This window comes from Saccharibacillus sp. WB 17 (genome assembly GCF_008634075.2).
Classification (GTDB): Bacteria; Bacillota; Bacilli; order Paenibacillales; family Paenibacillaceae; genus Saccharibacillus; species Saccharibacillus brassicae.
Genome location: NZ_VPFK02000027.1, coordinates 26,836 through 47,131 on the forward strand (window position 1 = coordinate 26,836; position 20,296 = coordinate 47,131).

The window sequence follows — 20,296 nt, forward strand, 5'->3', positions numbered from 1 at the left end:
AAAAAGGACTTGAGCCGCGGCTCAAGTCCTTTTTATCGTGCCGGGTAAGCCCGGGACGTCTGTCCGGGCGCAGGCTTCCCGCCGGGCACTCCGTCCCGTCACACTTCGTCCCAGATGCGCAGCACGTTGTCGAAAGCGATCCGCGTGCCGTTCAGGCAGTCTTCCATGCCTTCGTATTCGATAGACAGGAAGCCGTCGTAGCCGGAAGCTTTGACGTGGGCGAGGATCTCGTACAGGTCGAGATCGCCCTGACCGGCGATCGCGCCGCGCAGGTAGCTGCCGCCCGAACTGCGGAACCAGCCTTCGCCGGGATTGAGGCGGGCCGGACGGATATAGAAGTCTTTGATATGGACCATCGAAGCGATCGGCAGATTGTTGCGGACGGCGGTCAGCGGGTTTTCGTCGACGCAGACGAAGTTGCCGACGTCGAGCGTCGTTTTGAAATTCGGGCGGTCGACGGCCTGCACGAGCGTCTGAATCCGGTCGCTCGATTGCACGTAATAGCCGTGGTTCTCGACGCTTGTCGTAATGCCGTAACCGGCGGCGTGGTCGGCAATTCGCCGGCAGGCGGACGCGAGCTTCTCCAAGTCTTCGTTGAAGCGAAGAATCGAAGTGTCTTCGCGCGAAGCGACGTCGTGGCGCATCAGCTGGATGCCCAGCCGATGGGCGCGATCGACTTCGGCGAGAACGCGGACGATTTCCGCTTCATAGTCTTCTTCGCTCTCCGTGATGAAGTTCGCTCCGATCGCGTAGTTCGAAAGCTCCAGGTTCAATTCCTTGGCGCGCCGCGCAAGCTGCCTCTCCAGCACGCCGGCTTCGTCGAACCCGAAGCCGAGCCCCGGGACGATCTCGATATGCCGGGCTCCGATTCCGGCCGCCCAACCCATGCCTTCGCCGATCGTCATGCGGCCCTGCTGCATGGCTTGATACAGACTGTATGAACTGATGCCGAGTTTCATCGTGCAGCCACTCCCCGTCAAATGGAATATTCGATAAACGAAAGGTTTCTGTTTGAGTATAGCGCAGCCGGGAGCTTAACGATAGCGCTCGATGAAGCGCACCGCTCCGGCAATATCCGCCGCCGGATCGCGGCCGACTTCGCGCTCGATCGTCAGGTAGCCCGTATAGCCGATCTCCTGCAGCGCCCGGAAGTAGGCGTCGAAGTCCACGTCGCCTTCGCCCGGCGGCAGTTCGACGAAGTCCGCGCCGCCCGAAGCCATATCGGCGATGTCCGCGTGGTCCATCTCGCCGAAGCCGAGATACCCGTATACCTTTTTCGGATCGACTTCGCGCAGGCGGCGGCCGTCTTTGACGTGCGTGTGCACGATGTAATCCCGAAGCAGGCGCACGCCCTGCACCGGATCGTCGCCGGTGACCATCACCATGTTGGCCGGATCGAAATTGACGGAGACGCCGTTGGTGCCGAGCGTATCGAGGAAGCTTTTGAGATGGGCGGCCGGCTCGGGACCGGTCTCGATCGCAAAATAGGCGTTCCGGCTGCTTGCGTATTGGCTCAGTTCTTCGCACGCCCGGTGCATCGCGTCGTAAATGGCTCCGCCGCGGTCTTCGGGCACGATGCCAATATGGGTCGTGACCACGTTCGTGCCGAGCTCAAGCGCAAGGTCCAGGATGCGTTTCGATTTCTCGATCTTCTCCGGGTTGACGGAAGCATCCTGGAAGCCGTGGCCGGCCAGATCGCCGCACAGCGCCGATATTTCCAGGCCGAGGCTGCCGATGAAGTCGCGCAGTTCGCGCCGTTTGGAACCGGTCAGGACAGCCGGGTCCATCTCGCCGGACACCGCATAGATCTGCACGCCGTCGGCGCCGACTTCTTTTGCTTTTCTCAATCCTTCCGTCACGCCGATTCCGAAGCTGTCGACGATTACGCCGATTTTGTTGGAAAGGCCCGGGGTTCCGTTCGTCGGTTGTCCGTTCATTGGGCATCCTCCCCGTCCAGACGAATTTCCCGGCCTTCTTCGGCCGAGCGGTAGATCGCGTTCAGCAGCCGGATCATGGCTACGCCGTCGTCGACCGGGCACAGGTTCTCGCCTTTGCCCTGGCACAGATCGACGAAATGGTTGATTTCCCGCTTGAAGCTGTCCACGAAGTCGAAGCCCGGCGTCGTGAGCTGCGGGTCGATGTTCAGGATCGTATTATGCTGCTCGGTCACGATCGACAGCGCCGGTTCGATCTCCGCGCCGCCCCGCTCGCCGAATACGGCAATCTGCGCGGAATCTTTGCGGGCATGCAGCGAGAAGCTGACGTCGACCATGAGCGAAGCTCCGTTCTCGAACCGGATCAGCGCATTGGCCATGTCTTCGACCGTATTGAGCGAAGGATCGAAATCGGCGGCCTGGTAATACGAGAAGTTCTCGATATTCGAGCGGTTGCCGAGTTTGCGATACGTGTTGCCGCTGACCGAGACCGGTGCCGGCTTGCCCATGAGATACCAGCACAGATCGATGACGTGCACGCCGATATCGATCAGCGGACCGCCGCCGGAACGTTCTTCGTCCGCGAACCAGCCGCCCGGATTGCCGAGGCGGCGGATCAGGCTCGCTTTGGCGTAATACAGGTCGCCCAGATCGCCCGCGTCGATAAAGCGCTTGAGCACTTCGATGTTGGCCGCATGCCGCCGCACGTAGCCGACCTGAAGCACGCGTCCGGTCTCCTCGACCGCCTGCCGGATCGCCAGCGCTTCGTCCACCGTTTTGCAGAGCGGTTTTTCACACAGGACGTTTTTGCCGGCTCGCAGCGCTTCGATACTGATCTCCGCGTGCGAGTTGTTCCACGTGCAGATGCTGACGGCGTCGATATTCGGGTCGGCGAGCAGTTGACGATAATCGGTATGGACGTCGTCAATGCCGTACTGCTTCGCCGTCCGCCGGGCGCGTTCCTCGTTCAAGTCGCACACCGCGGTCAGCTTGACCTGCGGGTTGGCAGCGTAAGCCTGAAGATGCGAGTCGGAGATGGACCCGCAGCCGATCAATCCGATGCGTACAATTTCCATGGTCGAAGTCACCCTTTCCGGATTCCTATGTTATATTTGTTCATGTATAGGGGATTGCACAGGTCTAATTTAACATAGCGGAGCAAAGGAGAAAATGTTCAGGATGACTCAGTATATGGACTATACGATCAGCCAGAGCCCGATCCGGGTCTTCTCTCCGCCGATCGATCCCGCCCGCCGCCGGATCAAATCGATCACGCTGGTCAACGCGGGACATCTGCCGGGGCGAACGCTTCAGCGGGAACAGGCGACGTTCCATTATTGGGCGATCGTGCTGATCACGGGCGGCGAAGGGTATTACCGGATCGACGGCGGGGAGACGCAGCGGGTCCGGGCGGGCTCGTGGTTCTGCCTGTATCCGGGCGCGTCGTTCGATTACGGTCCCGACCCGGGCGGATACTGGGACGAATATTACGTGACGGCCGAAGGGAAACGGATCGAGGAATGGCAGCGCGACTGGCTGCCTCCGCGCGGGCAGGTGCACCGCCTGGCGGTGGACGAAGTGCTGCTGCAGCGGATGGAGAGCCTGCTGCGCCTCGTCGGCAGCGGGACGCCGGACAATCTCGACCGCGCGGCCATGCTGCTGGAACAGTTGGCGTACGAGATCGCGGCGGGCGGCGCAGGGCAGGGAGCAGACAGGCGCGGGCACTTGGCGCAGACGGTGATCGAGGATATCCAGTCGCGGCTGCATCTGCCGCCGACCGTCTCCGATACGGCGGCCCGGCATCACGTCTCGGTCTCGACGCTGCGCCGGATCGTGAACGCCTACACCGGCTATCCGTTCAACGAATTCGTGCATCGGCTGCGCGTGGCGGAAGCGGGCCATATTTTGCTGAACACCGACCTGAGCGTCAAGGAAATCGGGGAGCGGCTCGGCTACCGGGACCTGTTCTACTTTTCCCGCGTGTTCAAACGCGTCACCGGCGTGTCGCCCCGGGAGTACCGCAGCCGCGTCGGACCGTGAATGCCGCCGCAGCCCCGGCTCCGGGGCGTCTCCGCGCGCAATCCCGTATTGGTTTTTTGCACCGCCGCCGTTATAATGGGTGTAGCTTCATAAATCCACGTATCGACTTGCGCAGTTCTTTTATTGAATACGGCCAGAATCATATAGAGATTGACGACAGCTATCGTTTCGGCAGGGGAGGGGAATTTTTTGTTTCAGATCGGCGGCAAAGTGTACGAAGTCATGATCAATCACAAAAACGGCTGGAATGCGGAAGCGTTCCGCGGCCGCTACAGCGAAATTCTGGAACGCTACGATTACATCGTCGGCGATTGGGGATATAACCAGCTTCGGCTAAAAGGCATGTACCGCGACGGGCATCCCAAAGTGGCGAAAGAGTCCCAGGTTTCTTTTACGACCGATTACATTACCGAGCACTGCAACTTCGGGTGCGCCTACTTCGTTCTGCGCAAGGTCAAAGACATGCGCGACGTGAAGGACCCGGAAGAAGCGGCGCTGTACGAAGACCTCGGCGAGATGAAGGAGCCGGTGCGGGAGACGCGCGAATCGCACAAAGTGCAGGAAGCCGCGAAGGAAACCCGCGAGCATACGTCTCCCAAAGAGCGCAAAGACCATCGGGGCGGGCGGGATTCCAAAAATTCGCGCGGCGAGCGCGGAGAATCGCGCACTTCGGAATCGACGGAGCGCGAGACGAAGGACAAAACGCAGGGCCATCCGGGCAAAAAGAACGGCCAGCGCGGCGAACGCCCGAACCGCCAGCCGCAGGGACAAGGCGCCGACAAGGGCAAAGCGGCCGGCGGCGAAGGAAGCCCGTCGTCGAACAACCGCAACCGCAAGCGCGAAGATCGCGGCGGCGAATCGCGGCCCAAGCCGCAGGTTCGCGACGCGGGCGAGCGCCAGAGCGGCGAACGCCCGAGCAGCGAACGGCGAGAGCCGGCCCAACCGGCGCCGCAGCCACAAACGCAGCCGCAGCCGGCCGAATCGGCTCCGAATCCGCGTCCGGATCAGGAATCGGCGAAGTAAGCTTGAGTTCGGCCCATTGGGCTGTGCCCGCCACAAGGACTTTGCATTTTCGTTACAACGCCAAGAAGGACCGGCATCGCTGCCGGTCCTTCTTTTTGTCGTTGTTCGGTGTGGTGATTGTTCGGTGTGGGTCGTTGTGTCTGCCGGGGCAGGAAGCGAAGCGGGCTTGTGCCTTGCCTTCAGCCCAGAAACGCTTCGCGTACCCGGTTCCAGAACGGGAACGGACGATAACGGGCAAAGCTGATCTTCTGGCTCGATACGCGGCAGCGGACCGAGACGAGATCGTCGATCGTCAGATAACGGTGATCCATCGTCAGCAGCAGCCGCTGCTCTTTGCGCGAGTAGATGTCGCAGTGATGGTGCTTCGGGAGCACGAGCGGCGAACCGAGCGTGCGGAAGACGCGGTTGTTGATCGAGGCGATCTCCGCGATTTGCAGCGCTTCGAGCGTCGGGTGCATGATCGCGCCGCCGAGGCCCCGGTTGTACGCGGTGCTGCCCGACGGCGTGGAGACGCAGATGCCGTCGCCGCGGAACATCTCGAACACTTCGTCGTTGATGTCGATCTGCACGACCATCGTCGCTTCGGCGCCTTTGATCGCGAACTCGTTCAGCACGGTATGGATCGACGTGCCGGACTTGCGTTCGATCTCCAGTTCGAGCAGCGGGTACTTGACGATCTTCGGGCCGAGCCCGCCTTCACCGGCGCCGGACATGAATTCGATCAGTTCGGGCAGATCCTGCGCTTTCCAGTCGGCGTAGAAGCCCAGATGGCCGGTGTGGACCCCGACGAAAGCGATCTCCGGAATACGGTCGATAAACGAATGGAACGCGTGCAGCATCGTGCCGTCGCCGCCGATCGACACGACGATTTCCGGCGATTCGGAATCCATTTCGAATCCTTTTTCGGCCGCGAGTCTATGGAATTGTTGGCTTAAATCGATCGACAGTTGGTCGCCGCGATCCAGTACATAATATTTCAACGGTTAAACGCTCCTTTGCTCGGGTTTTTGCCTTGCGGCCGCCGAGACAAGCCGGTGCCTGTTCCCGTACATTTTACCATGCCAAACCAGCCGCGTCGCATAAAAAGTTTTTTTGTTCATTCTCCGCCCGATCTTTTGGAAAGCGGTTGCATAATGGGTTTATTTTTAGAAAAATTATGATAGAATAAAAAAACCAAACTCTAATTTCGGCCTTTTGGCAGATTCGATGTATCGAATGTAGGCACGTTGTCTTTGAATTCAAGACGAACGGAGTGGTCAAATGAGTATCTTGACGGCTGTTATGGTATGCGCCTTTGTCTATGTGATTCGCACTTCCCTGGAACATGCCGGGGAAGAAGAATGGAGCGGATACTAAGATTTCGGTTTGACGGGCGGCCGCGCATCCCGGGGGACGGGTACGCGGTCATATATTCGGCGCGGGGCAAAGACCCGGCGCTTTTTTTGTTTTTTCCGCAAACGGGTCCAAAGACGGGCTGAAAAGGCTCGCATTTTGTTATAATACAAGAGAGTCTCCTGAGGAGACGCATGAGGGCAAGGCCAAGTTGCATCTCCAACGAAATCGGAAGCGAAAGCAGGTAATGGACATGAACTCCGAATCAAACCTCTACGAGCAGCTCGGCGAATCGGCCGGACTGCGGCGCATCATTGAGACTTTTTATGGGAACGTGGTACGCGAGCCTCTGCTGGCTCCGCTGTTTCCCGAAGATATCGAGCCGGTCATCGAACGGCAGCATCAATTTCTGACGCAGTTCTTCGGCGGCCCGCCGCTCTATTCCGAGCAGCACGGTCATCCGATGATGCGGGCGCGGCATATGCGTTTTCCCGTCACCAACGAGCGGGCGGACGCATGGCTGGCCTGCATGGACGCGGCGCTCGCGGAGAACGGCGTCGAAGACGAGCTGCGCGAATTCGTCGTGGCCCGGCTCAAAGGCCCGGCTTACCATTTCGTCAATACCCCGTAACGGGGAAAGTTGTCCGTCGCGCGACTCTCTGCCGAATTCGATAGACAAAGGAAAGAAGGGCTTATCATTATGGAAATCGATCCGCTGTTTCAAATTACGACGGTCTGCGTGTGCTGCGAAAAAAAATTCGAAACGAGCCGCGTACGGCCTAGTTTCAAACAAACGATTCGGCGGGATAGCGACTTCTGCGCCCATTACAAAAATGAAAATCCCGACTTCTACGTCGTGCGGATCTGTCCGCACTGCGGCTTCGCGTTTACCGAAAATTCGGCGAACAAACTGAGCGCGATCCAGCGCGGCCGATTCGAGGAAAAAGTCGGCGCGGCGCCGAAAAAGAAAGATTACGGCGGCAAACGCACGCTCGAAGCCGCTTTGGACACGTACAAGCTTGCGCTGATCTGCGCCCAGGTCATTCAGGACAAAGAGCGTATCGTCGCAAGCCTGCTGCACCATATCGCGTGGCTGTACCGCTACGCAGACAACGCGGAGCAGGAAGCCCGGTTTATCGGCTTCGCGCGCGATTCGTACATCCGCGTCTACGAGACGGAAGCGGCCGGGCCGAGCGACGCGCGGCTGATGTACCTGATCGGCGAGCTGTGCCGCCGCATGGGCGAGTTCAACGAAGCGGTGCGCTGGTTCTCGCGCGTCATCCACGATCAGCGCATCATGGATGCGGGCATGATCCGGGCGTCGCGGGAGCAGTGGGCGACTTTGCGCGAAGATATGTTGGCGCGGAAAATGGAGCTGCCTTCGGAGATGTTGGAGTCTTGAAGGTGTGATGGGAGCCTGGGGCTGTGCGTCGGAGCTTGGGGCTTCCGGGGCGAGGAAAGGTTGAGGTTGGGAGGCGCTGCGGAGCGGTGAGGCCTGCGATCGCTGTTGCCCCCCGGCTTCCCTGGATTGGAACAGGAAGGGTGGAAGCCGGGGGACAAAGGCGATGTTCCGCTTCCGCTCCACGGTCTCCGTCTCTCACCGCCCCTCCGCTGACTGCGGCTCGCCTGCGCACGGGGGCGGGGAAGCGAGCGCCCAAGGCTCCCTTTGTGGTGGGGGTAGGGGAAGGGATAAGAGCGTAAAGAGATAAGAGAGATAAGAGATAAGAGAGATAAGAGATAAGAGATAAAGGCTGCCTGGGAATCGGGCGGTCTTTTTGTTGTGTTTTTAAGGGGAAGAGAAAGGGAGATTGATGTGAAGGCATAGAGAAAGGGAGCGGGATGTAATCTATGTTGACGCCGAGGGAGTTGGGTTCTACGATGAGGGGGTAAAGCGGAAAGAGGGATTTTTTCAGAGAGAATCAGTAAGATACAGTAATTTGTAATGAAAATACAGTAACAATCATCGAATTTGCGCAAAGAGAAAGGAATGAGAAGCGTATGGGACGAGTTGGTGAGAATAGGGGACGAAGCGGAGAAAAAGCAGGGGAAAGAATGAAGGAGAAAGTCGTATTCCACCGCGAGTATCCGATCCATCTGTCGGACACGGTCGGGGTCACGACGCAGTATCAGAGGCTGCACGCGCACGACGCGCTGGAGATCAACATGATCAAATCGGGAACGGGCTATTACATCATCAACGGCGTGACGTACGATTTCGAAGCGGGAGACATCGTGCTGATCCATTCGGGAGCGCTGCACTGCGCCTACGAGAAAGAAGGGCTGGTCATGCAGGTCATTACGTTCGACGCCGCCTGGTTCATGGGCAGCCAGCGTTCCGATCCCGACATTTTGAGCCCGTTCAAGGAGATGGGCGTTTATTTTACCCATGTGCTCGACCGCGACCATCCGCGCTTGCCCGAACTGCGCGGACTGCTGCTGTCGCTGCAGGAAGAGCACGACGCGGCCCGGCCTTCGTACGTGTCTGTCGTGTACGCCTACATGCTGCAATTTTTCGTGCAGGTGAATCGCCATTTCCGCCGCGAGAACGTCGAACCGGCGGCAGGCAGCGTCTCTGTCGCGCAGCTGGAAAAGGTGCGTCTCGTGATCGGCGCGATGGAAGAACGCCCCGCCCACGCCTGGACGCTGGAAGAACTGTCCGCGCTCGCGTACCTCAGTCCGTCCCGCTTCAGCGACGTGTTTCGCCGCGCGGTCGGGGTCTCGCCGCTCACGTATCTGATTCAAATCCGGCTGGAGAATGCGTATCACCTGCTGGAAACGTCCGATCTGAAGATCGTCGATATCGCGATGGAATGCGGATTTCGCACGCTGTCGAATTTCAACCGGCTGTTCAAGCGGCATATCGGCACCGAGCCGAGACTCATCCGCAGCAAAATAAATGCGTGTTGCAGTAAGATAGTACCGGTTTCCGATCATTTTGGCGGAGTCGAAGAGGTTGGGTCCAAGTAAGATTGAGTCAGGAAAAGTCACTTCAACGGTGATGCCTACTTACACCATGCGAGGGAAAGGAGGTCCATATGCAGAATACGACGCACCGGACCGCCATCGGGGAACGAAAAGTGAAGGCGTCGCTGATCAAACGGCTTGGCAGACAGTGGGATCTTCAAATGATGGTGCTCCCGGCGCTGCTGTTCATCTTCGTGTTCAGCTACATTCCGATGTACGGGGTCCTGATGGCTTTTCAGGATTACAGTCTGTTCGACGGATTTTCCGGAAGTGAGTGGGTCGGGTTCAAGCATTTCGAAATGTTCTTTAACGCTCCCGAGTTCTGGACGGTCATCCGCAATACGGTGGCGATCAGCCTGCTGAAGCTGCTGGTCGGGTTCCCGGCTCCGATCCTGCTGGCGTTGATGCTGAACGAAGTGCGGAACCGCGCTTTCAAAAAGATCGTGCAGACGATCAGCTACCTGCCGCACTTCCTGTCCTGGGTCATCGTCTCCGGCTTCGTCATGTCGCTGCTGTCGACGGAGAACGGGAGCGTCAACATGCTGCTGCAGACCGCGAATCTGATCAAGGAGCCGATCAACTTCCTTTCCCTGCCGGAGTATTTCTGGACGATTCTGGTCACGACGGGCGTCTGGAAAGAAATCGGATTCGCTTCGATCGTCTATCTGGCGGCGATCGCCGGCGTCGATCCGCATATGCACGAAGCGGCGGCGATGGACGGGGCGGGCAAGCTGAGGCAGATCTTCTCTATCACGCTGCCCGCGATCATGCCCGTCATCATCGTGTTCCTGATTCTGGCGATCGGCAATCTGTTAAGCGCGGGATTCGAAGACATCCTGCTGCTCGGCTCGAATCCCGTCCTGAGGGACGTGGGCGACGTGCTCGATACATACGTGTACCGGACCGGCATCCAGAACAACCGGTATTCCTACGCGACGGCGGCGGGCCTGTTCAAATCGCTGCTCGGCGTGCTCCTGCTGGTCGGGGCGAACTACGCGGCGCGCAAATCGGGCAACAGCCTATGGTAAATCGAAAGCGGGGTGCTTGCGCATGAAACCTTCAACCGGAGACCGCATGCTGACGGGCGTCGTCTACGCGCTGCTCGCCGTCATGGCTTTCGTCGCTTTCTATCCGTTCTGGAACGCGGCGGTGATCTCTTTCAACAACGGTACGGATACGATGCGCGGCGGCATCACGTTTTGGCCGAGAGCGTTCACGTTCGAAAATTACCGGGTCGTATTCGAAGACAGCCGGCTGATCAACGGATTCGTGATCTCGATTCTGCGCACGCTGCTCGGGACGCTGCTCTGGGTCGGGGCTACGGCGATCTTCGCCTACGGCATGAGCAAATCGGAACTGATCGGCCGCAAAGGCTACATGATCTTCTGCATCGTCACGATGTATTTCAGCGGCGGGCTCATTCCGACCTTCCTGCTGATCCGCTCGCTCGACCTGTTCAACACGTTCTGGGTCATGGTCATTCCGGGACTCATCAGCGTGTGGAACATGATCATTTTCCGTACTTTTTTCAAAAGCATTCCGGCGGGGCTCGAAGAATCGGCGCGGATCGACGGCTGTTCCAACTGGGGCGTGCTGTTTCGCATCGTGCTTCCGCTGTCCGGCCCCGTCATCGCCACGCTGTCGCTGTTCACGGCGGTGTATCACTGGAACGACTGGTTTACGCCGAGCATCTATATCAGCAACGCCGATCTGCTCCCGATTCAGACGAAGCTGCAGCAGATTCTGAATTCGAACATCATGAGCGAACAGATGGCGCAGATGGACTCGGCAGCCCAGGGACGGATGAGCCGGATGAAAGCCGTGACGTCGAAGTCGCTGTCCATGGCCACGATGATGGTCGCGACGATTCCCATTTTGTGCGTGTATCCTTTCCTGCAAAAGTATTTCGTCAAAGGCGTGCTGGTCGGTTCGCTCAAGGAATAGACAAGAGGACGAAGGGGGCAAAGCCATGAGAATCGGTAAAAAAGGACGGCGGGTCGGCTCGACGCTGCTCGCATTGACGTTGGTCTTGGCAGGATGCAGCGGAGGAAGTTCTTCCGGGGCGGGCAAAACCGAAGGCGGAAACGGCTCGGCCGAAGCGTCCGGGCAGGAAGCGTACGTGCTCGGCGAGAGTCCGCTCGAATTTTCTTTCTACGGGCATTACGACTGGTACACGATGCCGAACTGGGGCGAAGACAAAGCTTCGGAATGGATCAAGGCCAACAAAAAAGTCAACGTCGTTCCGATCAGCTCCGGCGGCAACGCCAAGCAGAAGCTGAGCACGATGATCGTGTCGGGCGAGCTGCCGGACGTGATCTGGACCGAACGCGGCGCCGACGTGGAATCGCTGCGCAAAGCGGGCGCGATCGTGCCGTTCGACGATTATCTGGACAAATACCCGAATCTCAAAAAGTGGGCCGGCGAAGAGACGCTCGACATGCTGCGCTCGGAAGACGGCAAGCTGTACCAGTTCCCGAACTGGTACACGACGCAGCCGAACGGCAACGCCGGCTATCTGGTGAACAAAAAAATCTACAACGAGCTCGGCGCGCCGAAGCTTGAGACGACCGAAGACCTGTACGCCTATCTCAAGCAGGTCAAAGACAAGTATCCGGACGTCGTGCCGCTCGAAGTCGGGCAGTCCGCAAGCGGCGTCGACATTATGAGTTCGGCTTTTGCGGAGAACCGTCCCTATCTGTACAGCTCGCTCAGCATGAAAGCCGTCCCGTCGGGCGATACGCTGACGTCGGTGTTCACCGACGACGTGTTCCGCGAGACGCTCGTTTACGCCAACCGGCTATACCGCGACAAGCTGATCAGCCAGGACGCGTTCACCCAGCCGCTGGAGCAGGTGGAGCAGAAGATCATTACCGGCAAAGCCGCCGTCTACGTCGCGTCCAGTCCGACCGAGTTCGGGGCGATCGGCGACTCCCTGCTCAGCGAAGAAGATCCGGAAGCCGGGTATATCATGATCTGGCCGGTGCATAAGGAAGGCCTGGACAAAAACAAAATTTTCCCCGGTACGTACAACCAGCTCGGCTGGAACGTCAGCGTTATCTCGAAGACGGCCAAAGACCCGGAAGCGATCTTCGCTTTCCTCGACTGGCTCACCGGCCCCGAAGGGCAGCGCATCAGCATGTGGGGACCGGAAGGGCTGTATTGGGACGGCGTCGACGAAGAAGAAGCGCCGATCTTCACCGACGCGTTCACTTCGGACACTAAAGGCCGCGACGAACTGATGAACTCCACGGTCAATCTCCAGTGGGTCGGCAACACGGTCTACGTGGACAATTCCAAGATGAAGTTCGAATCGACGCTGCCGGAAGACAAGAAGAGCTGGGAAACGAAATGGCAGTCGGAGATTACGTGGAAAACGCAGTACGACACGACGGCCTTCGTCAACCTGAATCCGGCCGGCGATTCGAACGAAGGCATCATCGAGCAGAGCGTCGGCGAAATCTATGAAAAAGCCAAAGCGCAGGCGATTCTGAACGCGGGCAGCGAAGAAGAAGTGCTGGCCATTCTGGATCAGGCGGAGCAGGACGCGCAGCAGGTCGGTTACGCCCAACTGCTGGAGTACAAAACGCAGAAATGGCAGGAAAATCTGGCGAAGCTCGGCAAATAAAACAGAAGACACGACGTTTGGATGGAGGGCAACCGATTTGAACTATTATCTGGGCGTTGACGGGGGAGGCAGCAAGACTCTCGCCGTAGTCTGCGACGAAAGCGGCCGGATCGTCGGCCGCGGGCAGAGCGGCTGCGGCAATCATCAGCTGGGCGCGGCTCCGGCCGAGCAGCAGATCCGCCTTGCGGTGGACGAAGCGCTGGAGCGGGCCGGCATACGCCGGGAGCAGGTGCGGCGTTCGGTGTTCGGGTTGGCGGGAGCCGACCGCGAAGCGGACTTCCGCATTCTGCGGCCGATGATCGCGCGGCTCGGGCTCGACCGGCACGAGATCGTGTGCGATACGGTGATCGGCCTGCGTGCCGGAACGCGGCAGGCGCACGGCGTGGTCGTGATCTGCGGCACGGGCACGAACTGCTACGGGATCAACCGGAGCGGCGAAGAACTGCAGGTCGGCGGGTTCGGGTATACGTTCGGCGATTTCGGCGGCGGATCGGACCTGGCGGTCGAGGTGTTCCGCTCGGTGATCCGGGCCTGGGAAGGCCGGGAACAGCCGACGCTGCTGGCGGAAGCGACGCTGAGCCGCCTGGCGATGGGTTCGGAAGAAGAAATGTTCCATCATTATCTGGATACCGGCCGGCATATTCCGCCGGACCTTGCGAAAGTGCTGTTCGACGTGGCGGAAGCCGACGAGCTGGCGAGAAGCATTCTGGCCCGGCAGGGGCGGGAGCTCGGCCGGGCGGCCGGAGCGGTCATTCGCAAGCTGGACATGGAACACGACCGTTTCGACCTGGTGATGGCCGGCAGCATTCTGACCCGGGGAGACAGCCGTTACATTCTGCCTTTTCTGGACGGGGAAGTCCGGGCGGCGGCGCCGGGCTGCCGGCTGAGCGTGCTGACACTTGAGCCGGTGGCGGGTGCGCTGTTTATGGCCATGAACGAGCAGGGCGGTACCGACGAAGAGCTCTACCGCCGCATTCATCAACAACTAAGCGTAAAGGCGGCGAGCGCATGAGCATGCACAAATTGAAAGTGGCGGTCATCGGAGGCGGATCTTCGTACACGCCCGAGCTGATCGAAGGCTTCATTCTGAATTACGATACGTTTCCGGTCACCGAAATCGTGCTGGTCGATATCGAGCCCGGCCTGCGCAAGCTGTCGATCGTCGGCAAGCTGGCCCAGCGCATGGTCGCCAAGTCCGGGCTGCCGATCGAAGTCAGCCTGACGCTGGATCGGCGTTCGGCGCTGGAGGGCGCGGACTTCGTCTCCACGCAGATGCGCGTCGGCATGCTGGAAGCCCGCGGCTGGGACGAGACGATCCCGCTCAAGTACGGCATGATCGGGCAGGAGACGACCGGCCCCGGCGGCATGATGAAAGCGCTCCGGACGATTCCGGTGCTGCTGGACGTCGCCCGCGACATGGAGGAGCTGTGTCCCGACGCATGGCTGCTCAATTTTACCAATCCGGCGGGCATGGTGACCGAAGCGATCACCCGGCATTCGCGGATTCGCACGATCGGCCTGTGCAATTCGCCGATCGCGGCGTACAAATGGCTGTCGCGGCTGTACGAAGTGCCGATCGAGCGGATCGCGTGCGAATTCGTCGGCCTCAACCATCTGCATTATATCAGCCGGATCGAGATCGACGGACAGTCCAAGCTCGACGAACTGCTGGATAACCGCGACGGTTATTCCGCCCGCAACGTGCCGCAGTACGAATGGAACGGGGCGCTGCTGCGCACGCTGCACGCCATTCCTTCGTATTACCTGAAATACTTCTACCTGCACCGCGAACTGCTCGCCGAACAGCAGGAAGCCGCAGCCAGAGGCGAGACCCGGGCGGAGACGGTACAGCGATTGGAAGACGAACTGTTCGAGCTGTACGAAGACGTGAATCTGGCCGAAAAGCCCAAGCAGCTCGAACAGCGCGGCGGCGCGTACTATTCCGAAGCCGCGGTCAAGCTGATGAACTCGCTCTATAACGACCAAGGCGATATCCAGACGCTGAACGTCGCGAACAACGGCAGCCTCGATTTCCTGCCGGACGATGCGTGCATCGAAGTCAACTGCCGGGTGTTCAAGACCGGTCCCGTCCCGATCGCCGTCGAAGTGGTGCCCGAAGCGGCCACAGGGCTGATCCATGCCGTCAAAACGTACGAACGGCTGGCGATCGAGGCCGCCGTCTCCGGCAGCCGCGATCTGGCGCTGACCGCGCTGGCGCATCATCCGCTCGTCCCTTCGGTGAACGACGCCGCAGCGATGCTCGATGAGATGCTGGAGCGGAACAAAGTGTATCTGGGCCGGTTTTTCCCGAACGAAGCGGCTGTGCGCTGAAGGTCGTGCGCGGACACCGTAAGCTGAGGTTGTCGGCTGAAGCGTGCGCTGACCGTGCGGCCTCTTGATTGCTTTTCCGTCAACGTAGCGCGCCTTGGAGAGAAGATTACAGTCTTACATTGCCGAAAAAGCAGCGTGGACCCTGTAATACGCTTCTTTTCTGCCCAAAGACGCTTCTACGCTGCTTTTTAAGCAGCGTAACCGCCGATTCGCGCGATTTGGCTTCTCTACGCTGCTTTTTAAGCAGCGTCAACGTGTCGAGAAAGTCTGATTCTGAACAAAGTGAGGAGGCGGAGGGAGAAATTCAGTGTAGGAGCGCCAGCGTTCGCCTTTGAAATCAGGAAAATCCCATTCAAATTTGATCCTTTTTCCTGATTTCAACACGCGACCGGAACGAATTTCTCCCGCAGTCGACAAGCTTCTCATACGTATAGGACTTTCTCGACAGCCTTACGCTGCCTTTTAAGCAGCGTAAGCGGCTCTCGCTAATTCGCCAAATCGGCGCCAAAAAAGCCCTTCGAAGGAATCCCCTTCGAAGGGCTTTCGCTTGCCCGCCGGCTAATCCCGCCAAGGTCATGTCGTGCCAAAGTCGCGTGCGCCCGCTCATGTCCGAGCGGCCCGCCTGTTCCCGACTCCGGCCAAGCCGGACGCCGGACCTCGGATGCAAGGCGCCGGACGTTCACCCGCGAAGCCGAACGCGGCTCACTTGACGACCGTATCGGTCATCAGATAATCGTCGTCGCAGTCCAGCACCGTCAGTCTTCCGTGGCAGCACGGAAAGACCGTCAGGCGCTTGCGGCCGGTATGGATATCTTCCAGTTCCGACGGCTTGATCGGCAGCAGCACGTTTTCCGCTCCGCAGAACGGGCACTGCGGAACCGTCAAGTCGCCCATCACATGATCGTACGGCAGCGCTTTTTCAAAAGGAATCATGGGTCAGTTATTCTCCCCGGACTGCTCTTCCGAAGGCTTGGCTTCCGCTTCCTGCTTGGCCAGTTCGGCCAGCTTTTGCATCAGGATATGCTGCGGCATATGCATGAGATGTTCGATCGGAACATTCAGTTGTTTGGACAGCTTGATTGCCGTGTCCGCCGAAATTTGCAGAGGTCTCATGGTGTATTCCCTCCCGTGTCAGATTTGGCTTCATAAGACGTTTTCGATATAGTAATACTGTACCATGAGGCCTGGGCAAACACCATATGGACCTCGTGAACCGATCATGCCGCCATGTCCGCTGCACCTATTTTTCGAAGCGAAAGGTGAGGAATGCAATGAGCAACCGCTTGAGACAGACCTGGGATTTGGAGACGATTTTTCCCGGAGGTTCGGCTTCGGCCGAATTCGATACTTTTCTAAAAAAATTGGCGGCCGACGTGGAAGGATTGCAGCAGCGCGTAGGCGGCCTTCAACCTCCGGCTTCCGCCGAACAGACCGCGGCGTTCGATCCGCTGTTCGTCGACGTGCAGGACGTATCCGCGCGGTTCCGCCAGGCGGGCGCGTTCGTCTCGTGCCTGAGCGCGCAGGATCAGAACGACCAAAAAGCCGGGCAGCTCTCGGCGCGCGTCGGCTCGATCCGCGCCCGCTGGCAGAGCGTCGTCGCAACGTTCGACAGCGTGCTGCAAAATACGCAGGATGCCGTCTGGACAGAGTGGATGAAGCGGGAGACCGTGGCGCCTGTCGCGTTCAACCTGAGCGAGAGCCGCTCGCAGGCCCGCGAGAAGATGACGCCGGAGCTGGAAAGCCTCGCGCTCTCGCTGTCGGTCGACGGGTATCAGGGCTGGAGCAGCTTTTACAATACGATCGTGCGCCACGTGAAAGTGAAGTCGGAAGAGAACGGCGAGATCAAGCACCTATCCGCGGCGCAGGCTGCCAACAAGCTCGGTTCCACGGACCCGAAGCAGCGCGAAGAAATGGGCCGCAGCTGGGANNTGTCCGCCGGCACGCTCGACACGATGTGGCAGGTCATTACGGACAACAAGCCGATCTTCGTGGAGTATCTGAAGCGCAAAGCGCAGCTGCTGAACGTGGAGCGGCTCGGCTGGCACGACGTCGACGCGCCGATCGGCGCATCCGAATCCAAAATCGACTACGACGACGCAGCCGACCTGATCGTGGAGCAGTTCCGCAGCTTCAGTCCGCGCATGGCGGACTTCGCGCAGCGGGCGTTCGACCACAACTGGATCGAGGCGGAAGACCGGGCAGGCAAACGGCCGGGCGGGTTCTGCACGGCGCTGCCGCTGACGAAGGAAACGCGTATCTTCATGACGTACAGCGGCACGGCGTCCAATGTGTCGACGCTGGCGCACGAACTGGGCCACGGCTACCACCAGCACGTCATGGACGAACTGCCGACGTTCAGCCAGCGGTACGCGATGAACGTGGCGGAGACGGCGTCGACGTTCGCGGAGATGATTGTGGCCGATTCGCTGGTACGCAAAGCGGCGGACGAAGAAGAACGCATCGTGCTGCTCGAAGACAAAATCCAGCGCAGCATCGCGTTCTTCATGAACATTCACGCGCGTTTCCTGTTCGAGACCCGCTTTTACGAGCAGCGCCGCGCCGGCCTGCTGACGCCCCAGGATCTCAGCGAGCTGATGACGCAGGCGCAGGAAGAAGCGTTCTGCGGCGTGCTCGGCGATTACCATCCGCATTTCTGGGCATCCAAGCTGCATTTTTACAATACCGGCGTTCCGTTCTACAATTTCCCGTACACGTTTGGCTACCTGTTCAGCACCGGCATCTATGCGCAGGCGCAGCGGGAAGGGAGCGGCTTTGCCGACAAGTACGACGCGCTGCTGCTCGATACCGGCCGCATGACCGTCGAACAACTGGCGTCGAAGCATCTGGGCGTCGACCTGACGCAGCCGGACTTCTGGCAGGCGGCGATCGATGTCAGCGCGGCTGACGTTCGGACGTTCCTGGACATGACCGAAGCGAAAGTTTTGTAAAAAAAAACGAAGATTCAAAACTCCAAAAAAGGCGATCAGAACTTAAATCTGGTCGCCTTTTGCTTTTATTTACTGAAAAATAGCAAAACATTTAAAATTTAATAGTTATATTTACCCAATTATTACGAATAGTATTGAAGTAGGCAGGAAGCGCCTCTATAATGAGCCTCAAGCGCTACATAATTGCATAAAAGTGGGATCTCACCTGTGCTTAAAGATGCATATAATAAGGGAGGATTAACATGTTTGTCCTAAACGAGTATTCGCTTCCCAGACAGCTCGACATCGTATTCAAAGAATTGGGCGAGGAACTGTCGCAGCTTGAATCCGGAACGGTTTTTGTCCAGATTCGCAACAATGTCGTGGGCAAGTTCGGCATCCGCCACACGCCGCTCGCCGGCCGCGACGGCCACGTGGAAGCGCCCGGCCGGGGACTGAACGAGCAGCAGGTCCGGGCTTTCCGCAACATGGCGATCGAGTCGCTCAATTACAAGAAAAGCTGGACGCACGGCGAGATCCATTACGATTTTGCGATCCGCAAAGCGGAAGTGGTGGTGGATGCCCAGTTCGAATCGAACTACAATATGGCCAGCAGCCTGATCCGCTATCCGAAGCACGCGTCCAAGGAATCGCGTTCCGAACTTTCCTGAGCGTGCGGCGGATGGATTGACAAAGAAGGGCCGCCACTTTAAGATAGGGACAAGTTACTGTCACAACGCGATGATGGGGACAAGTAAGCGGGTGCGTGCTGCTTCAGAAAGCCGGCGGTTGATGCGAGCCGGTGCAGACGCCCTGTCCGAATGGCCCCCGGAGTGCCGCGCCGAACCGGAATATTCCGCAGTAGGCCGGCCGGCTTCGTTCCCCGTTAACGGAACGGTTAAGGTCTGTCCCGGAGTTAAGCCGGAGAGACGAATAAGGGTGGTACCACGGTCTCACGTCCCTTGCGGACGTGGGCCTTTTTGCGTTCAAACGCCTGCCGGCAAACGGCGGGCCTATCAGAATCGGAGGAATCCTAATGATGAAAAAAGTATTGTCGGGCATTCAACCGAGCGGTCAGCTGACCATCGGCAACTACATCGGGGCGATCAAAAATTTCGTGACGCTTCAGCACGACCACGAGTGCTTCTTCTCGGTCGTCGACCTGCACGCGATCACCGTGCCGCAGGACCCGGCCGCGCTGCGCGAGCAGTCGGAATCGGTCGCGACGCTGTATGCGGCAGCCGGCATCGATCCGGAGAAGTCGAACATCTTCATGCAGTCGCATGTGCCGCAGCATGCCGAATTGGGCTGGTTGATGACGACGCTGACCGGCATGGGCGAGCTGGAGCGGATGACCCAGTTCAAAGACAAGTCGGAAGGCAAAGGCTCCGTCGGCGCGGGCTTGTTCGTCTACCCGGCGCTGATGGCGGCCGACATTTTGCTGTACCAGGCCGATCTGGTTCCGGTCGGCGAAGACCAGAAGCAGCATCTGGAATTGACGCGCGACCTGGCCGGCCGCTTCAACAGCCGGTTCGGGGATTTCTTCACCGTGCCGGAACCGTACATCCCGAAAGTCGGCGCGCGGATCATGGGACTCGACGACGCTTCCAAAAAAATGAGCAAAAGCAGCGCGAATGCGGGCAGTTACATCGCGCTGCTCGATCCGCCGGACGTGATCCGCAAAAAGTTCAACCGGGCGACGACCGATTCGGGCGGCGAAGTGCGCTACGACCCGGCGACCAAGCCGGAAGTGAGCAACCTTATGGGCATCTACGCGGAATGCACGGGCAGCTCTCTTCAGCAGGTGCAGGAGCAGTTCGAAGGCAAAATGTACGGCGCGTTCAAAAAAGAGCTGGGCGAAGCCGTCGTATCGGTGCTTGAGCCGCTCCAGCAGCGCTACAGCGAGATCCGCGAATCGGGCGAGATCAAGCGCATTTTGGCCAAAGGCGCGGAGCGCGCGGAAGCGGTAGCCGAAGAGACGATGAAAGGCGTGCGCGACCGTATGGGCTTCATGCCGAAGTTCTGATCGCTCGCGCCCTTTCCATACAGCGATCCCTTACGCACAGTCCGAACATGGAAAAGCCGCTGATCCGTTTTGACGGGTCAGCGGCTTTTTGGCG

19 protein-coding genes are annotated in these 20,296 nt (G+C 59.1%); 13 read left to right on the forward strand and 6 right to left on the reverse strand.

Going from position 1 to position 20,296, the window contains the following annotated elements; genetic code table 11:
* Positions 1–98 precede the first annotated feature (98 nt).
* The 3 genes from FTE24_RS14925 to FTE24_RS14935 all read right to left on the reverse strand — a co-directional run bounded on the left by FTE24_RS14925 (position 99) and on the right by FTE24_RS14935 (position 3,010).
* Positions 99–959, reverse strand: coding sequence for a sugar phosphate isomerase/epimerase family protein (locus FTE24_RS14925; RefSeq protein WP_141447145.1), 861 nt, complete (start codon positions 957–959; stop codon positions 99–101).
* 75 nt (positions 960–1,034) lie between these two features.
* Complete coding sequence (locus FTE24_RS14930; RefSeq protein ID WP_150232697.1) at positions 1,035–1,937, reverse strand: sugar phosphate isomerase/epimerase family protein; 903 nt, start codon at positions 1,935–1,937, stop codon at positions 1,035–1,037.
* Positions 1,934–3,010 carry a Gfo/Idh/MocA family protein gene (locus tag FTE24_RS14935; RefSeq protein WP_150232699.1) on the reverse strand — a complete coding sequence of 359 codons (1,077 nt, stop codon included), beginning with the start codon at positions 3,008–3,010 and terminating at the stop codon, positions 1,934–1,936. Before FTE24_RS14935 ends, FTE24_RS14930 begins: the two co-directional genes overlap by 4 nt.
* A gap of 103 nt (positions 3,011–3,113) precedes the next feature.
* Here FTE24_RS14935 and FTE24_RS14940 point away from each other — a divergent pair, with 103 nt between their 5' ends.
* Both FTE24_RS14940 and FTE24_RS14945 read left to right on the forward strand, forming a co-directional pair.
* The gene (locus FTE24_RS14940) at positions 3,114–3,974 is read left to right on the forward strand and encodes an AraC family transcriptional regulator (protein ID WP_150232701.1); all 861 of its coding nucleotides are present in this window, start codon (positions 3,114–3,116) and stop codon (positions 3,972–3,974) included.
* Between the two features lie 189 nt (positions 3,975–4,163).
* Entirely contained in the window at positions 4,164–4,997 is an 834-nt protein-coding gene (locus tag FTE24_RS14945; RefSeq protein ID WP_150232703.1) for a YutD family protein, read from the forward strand.
* Positions 4,998–5,176: 179 nt separating this feature from the next.
* Here the strand turns inward: FTE24_RS14945 and FTE24_RS14950 are convergent, their stop codons facing one another.
* A complete protein-coding gene (locus tag FTE24_RS14950; protein WP_141447141.1) occupies positions 5,177–5,977 on the reverse strand; it encodes an NAD kinase in 801 nt (266 codons plus the stop codon).
* A 605-nt stretch (positions 5,978–6,582) separates the two neighbouring features.
* Between FTE24_RS14950 and FTE24_RS14955 the strand changes: the two genes are divergently transcribed.
* The 8 genes from FTE24_RS14955 (at position 6,583) to FTE24_RS14990 (ending at position 15,249) form a co-directional block, all read left to right on the forward strand.
* Entirely contained in the window at positions 6,583–6,960 is a 378-nt protein-coding gene (locus tag FTE24_RS14955) for a globin domain-containing protein (RefSeq protein ID WP_150232705.1), read from the forward strand.
* Positions 6,961–7,029: 69 nt separating this feature from the next.
* Positions 7,030–7,731 carry a DUF2225 domain-containing protein gene (locus FTE24_RS14960; protein WP_141447139.1) on the forward strand — a complete coding sequence of 234 codons (702 nt, stop codon included), beginning with the start codon at positions 7,030–7,032 and terminating at the stop codon, positions 7,729–7,731.
* A gap of 650 nt (positions 7,732–8,381) precedes the next feature.
* Positions 8,382–9,296: an AraC family transcriptional regulator gene (locus FTE24_RS14965; protein ID WP_150232706.1), complete on the forward strand. Its 915-nt coding sequence runs from the start codon at positions 8,382–8,384 to the stop codon at positions 9,294–9,296.
* A gap of 158 nt (positions 9,297–9,454) precedes the next feature.
* Complete coding sequence (locus FTE24_RS14970; protein WP_415663207.1) at positions 9,455–10,321, forward strand: ABC transporter permease; 867 nt, start codon at positions 9,455–9,457, stop codon at positions 10,319–10,321.
* A gap of 22 nt (positions 10,322–10,343) precedes the next feature.
* Entirely contained in the window at positions 10,344–11,237 is an 894-nt protein-coding gene (locus tag FTE24_RS14975; RefSeq protein WP_150232711.1) for a carbohydrate ABC transporter permease, read from the forward strand.
* Positions 11,238–11,262: 25 nt separating this feature from the next.
* A complete protein-coding gene (locus tag FTE24_RS14980) occupies positions 11,263–12,918 on the forward strand; it encodes an extracellular solute-binding protein (RefSeq protein ID WP_150232713.1) in 1,656 nt (551 codons plus the stop codon).
* A gap of 37 nt (positions 12,919–12,955) precedes the next feature.
* Entirely contained in the window at positions 12,956–13,930 is a 975-nt protein-coding gene (locus FTE24_RS14985) for an N-acetylglucosamine kinase (RefSeq protein WP_150232715.1), read from the forward strand.
* A gap of 2 nt (positions 13,931–13,932) precedes the next feature.
* Positions 13,933–15,249, forward strand: a complete 1,317-nt coding sequence (locus tag FTE24_RS14990) for a 6-phospho-beta-glucosidase (RefSeq protein WP_150233512.1) — start codon at positions 13,933–13,935, stop codon at positions 15,247–15,249.
* A 702-nt stretch (positions 15,250–15,951) separates the two neighbouring features.
* Here FTE24_RS14990 and FTE24_RS14995 read toward each other — a convergent pair.
* Together FTE24_RS14995 and FTE24_RS15000 are read right to left on the reverse strand one after the other, a co-directional pair.
* The gene (locus FTE24_RS14995) at positions 15,952–16,182 is read right to left on the reverse strand and encodes a hypothetical protein (protein ID WP_150232717.1); all 231 of its coding nucleotides are present in this window, start codon (positions 16,180–16,182) and stop codon (positions 15,952–15,954) included.
* A gap of 3 nt (positions 16,183–16,185) precedes the next feature.
* Entirely contained in the window at positions 16,186–16,362 is a 177-nt protein-coding gene (locus FTE24_RS15000; protein WP_150232719.1) for a YycC family protein, read from the reverse strand.
* A 158-nt stretch (positions 16,363–16,520) separates the two neighbouring features.
* Between FTE24_RS15000 and FTE24_RS15005 the strand changes: the two genes are divergently transcribed.
* From FTE24_RS15005 to trpS, 3 genes are all read left to right on the forward strand, one after another.
* Positions 16,521–18,197 (forward strand): M3 family oligoendopeptidase, encoded by a 1,677-nt coding sequence (locus FTE24_RS15005; protein ID WP_160441784.1) that lies wholly within the window; start codon positions 16,521–16,523, stop codon positions 18,195–18,197.
* Between the two features lie 242 nt (positions 18,198–18,439).
* The gene (locus FTE24_RS15010) at positions 18,440–18,847 is read left to right on the forward strand and encodes an O-methyltransferase (protein WP_150232723.1); all 408 of its coding nucleotides are present in this window, start codon (positions 18,440–18,442) and stop codon (positions 18,845–18,847) included.
* 368 nt (positions 18,848–19,215) lie between these two features.
* Positions 19,216–20,202, forward strand: a complete 987-nt coding sequence (trpS, locus tag FTE24_RS15015) for a tryptophan--tRNA ligase (protein ID WP_141450373.1) — start codon at positions 19,216–19,218, stop codon at positions 20,200–20,202.
* Positions 20,203–20,296: the final 94 nt, after the last annotated feature.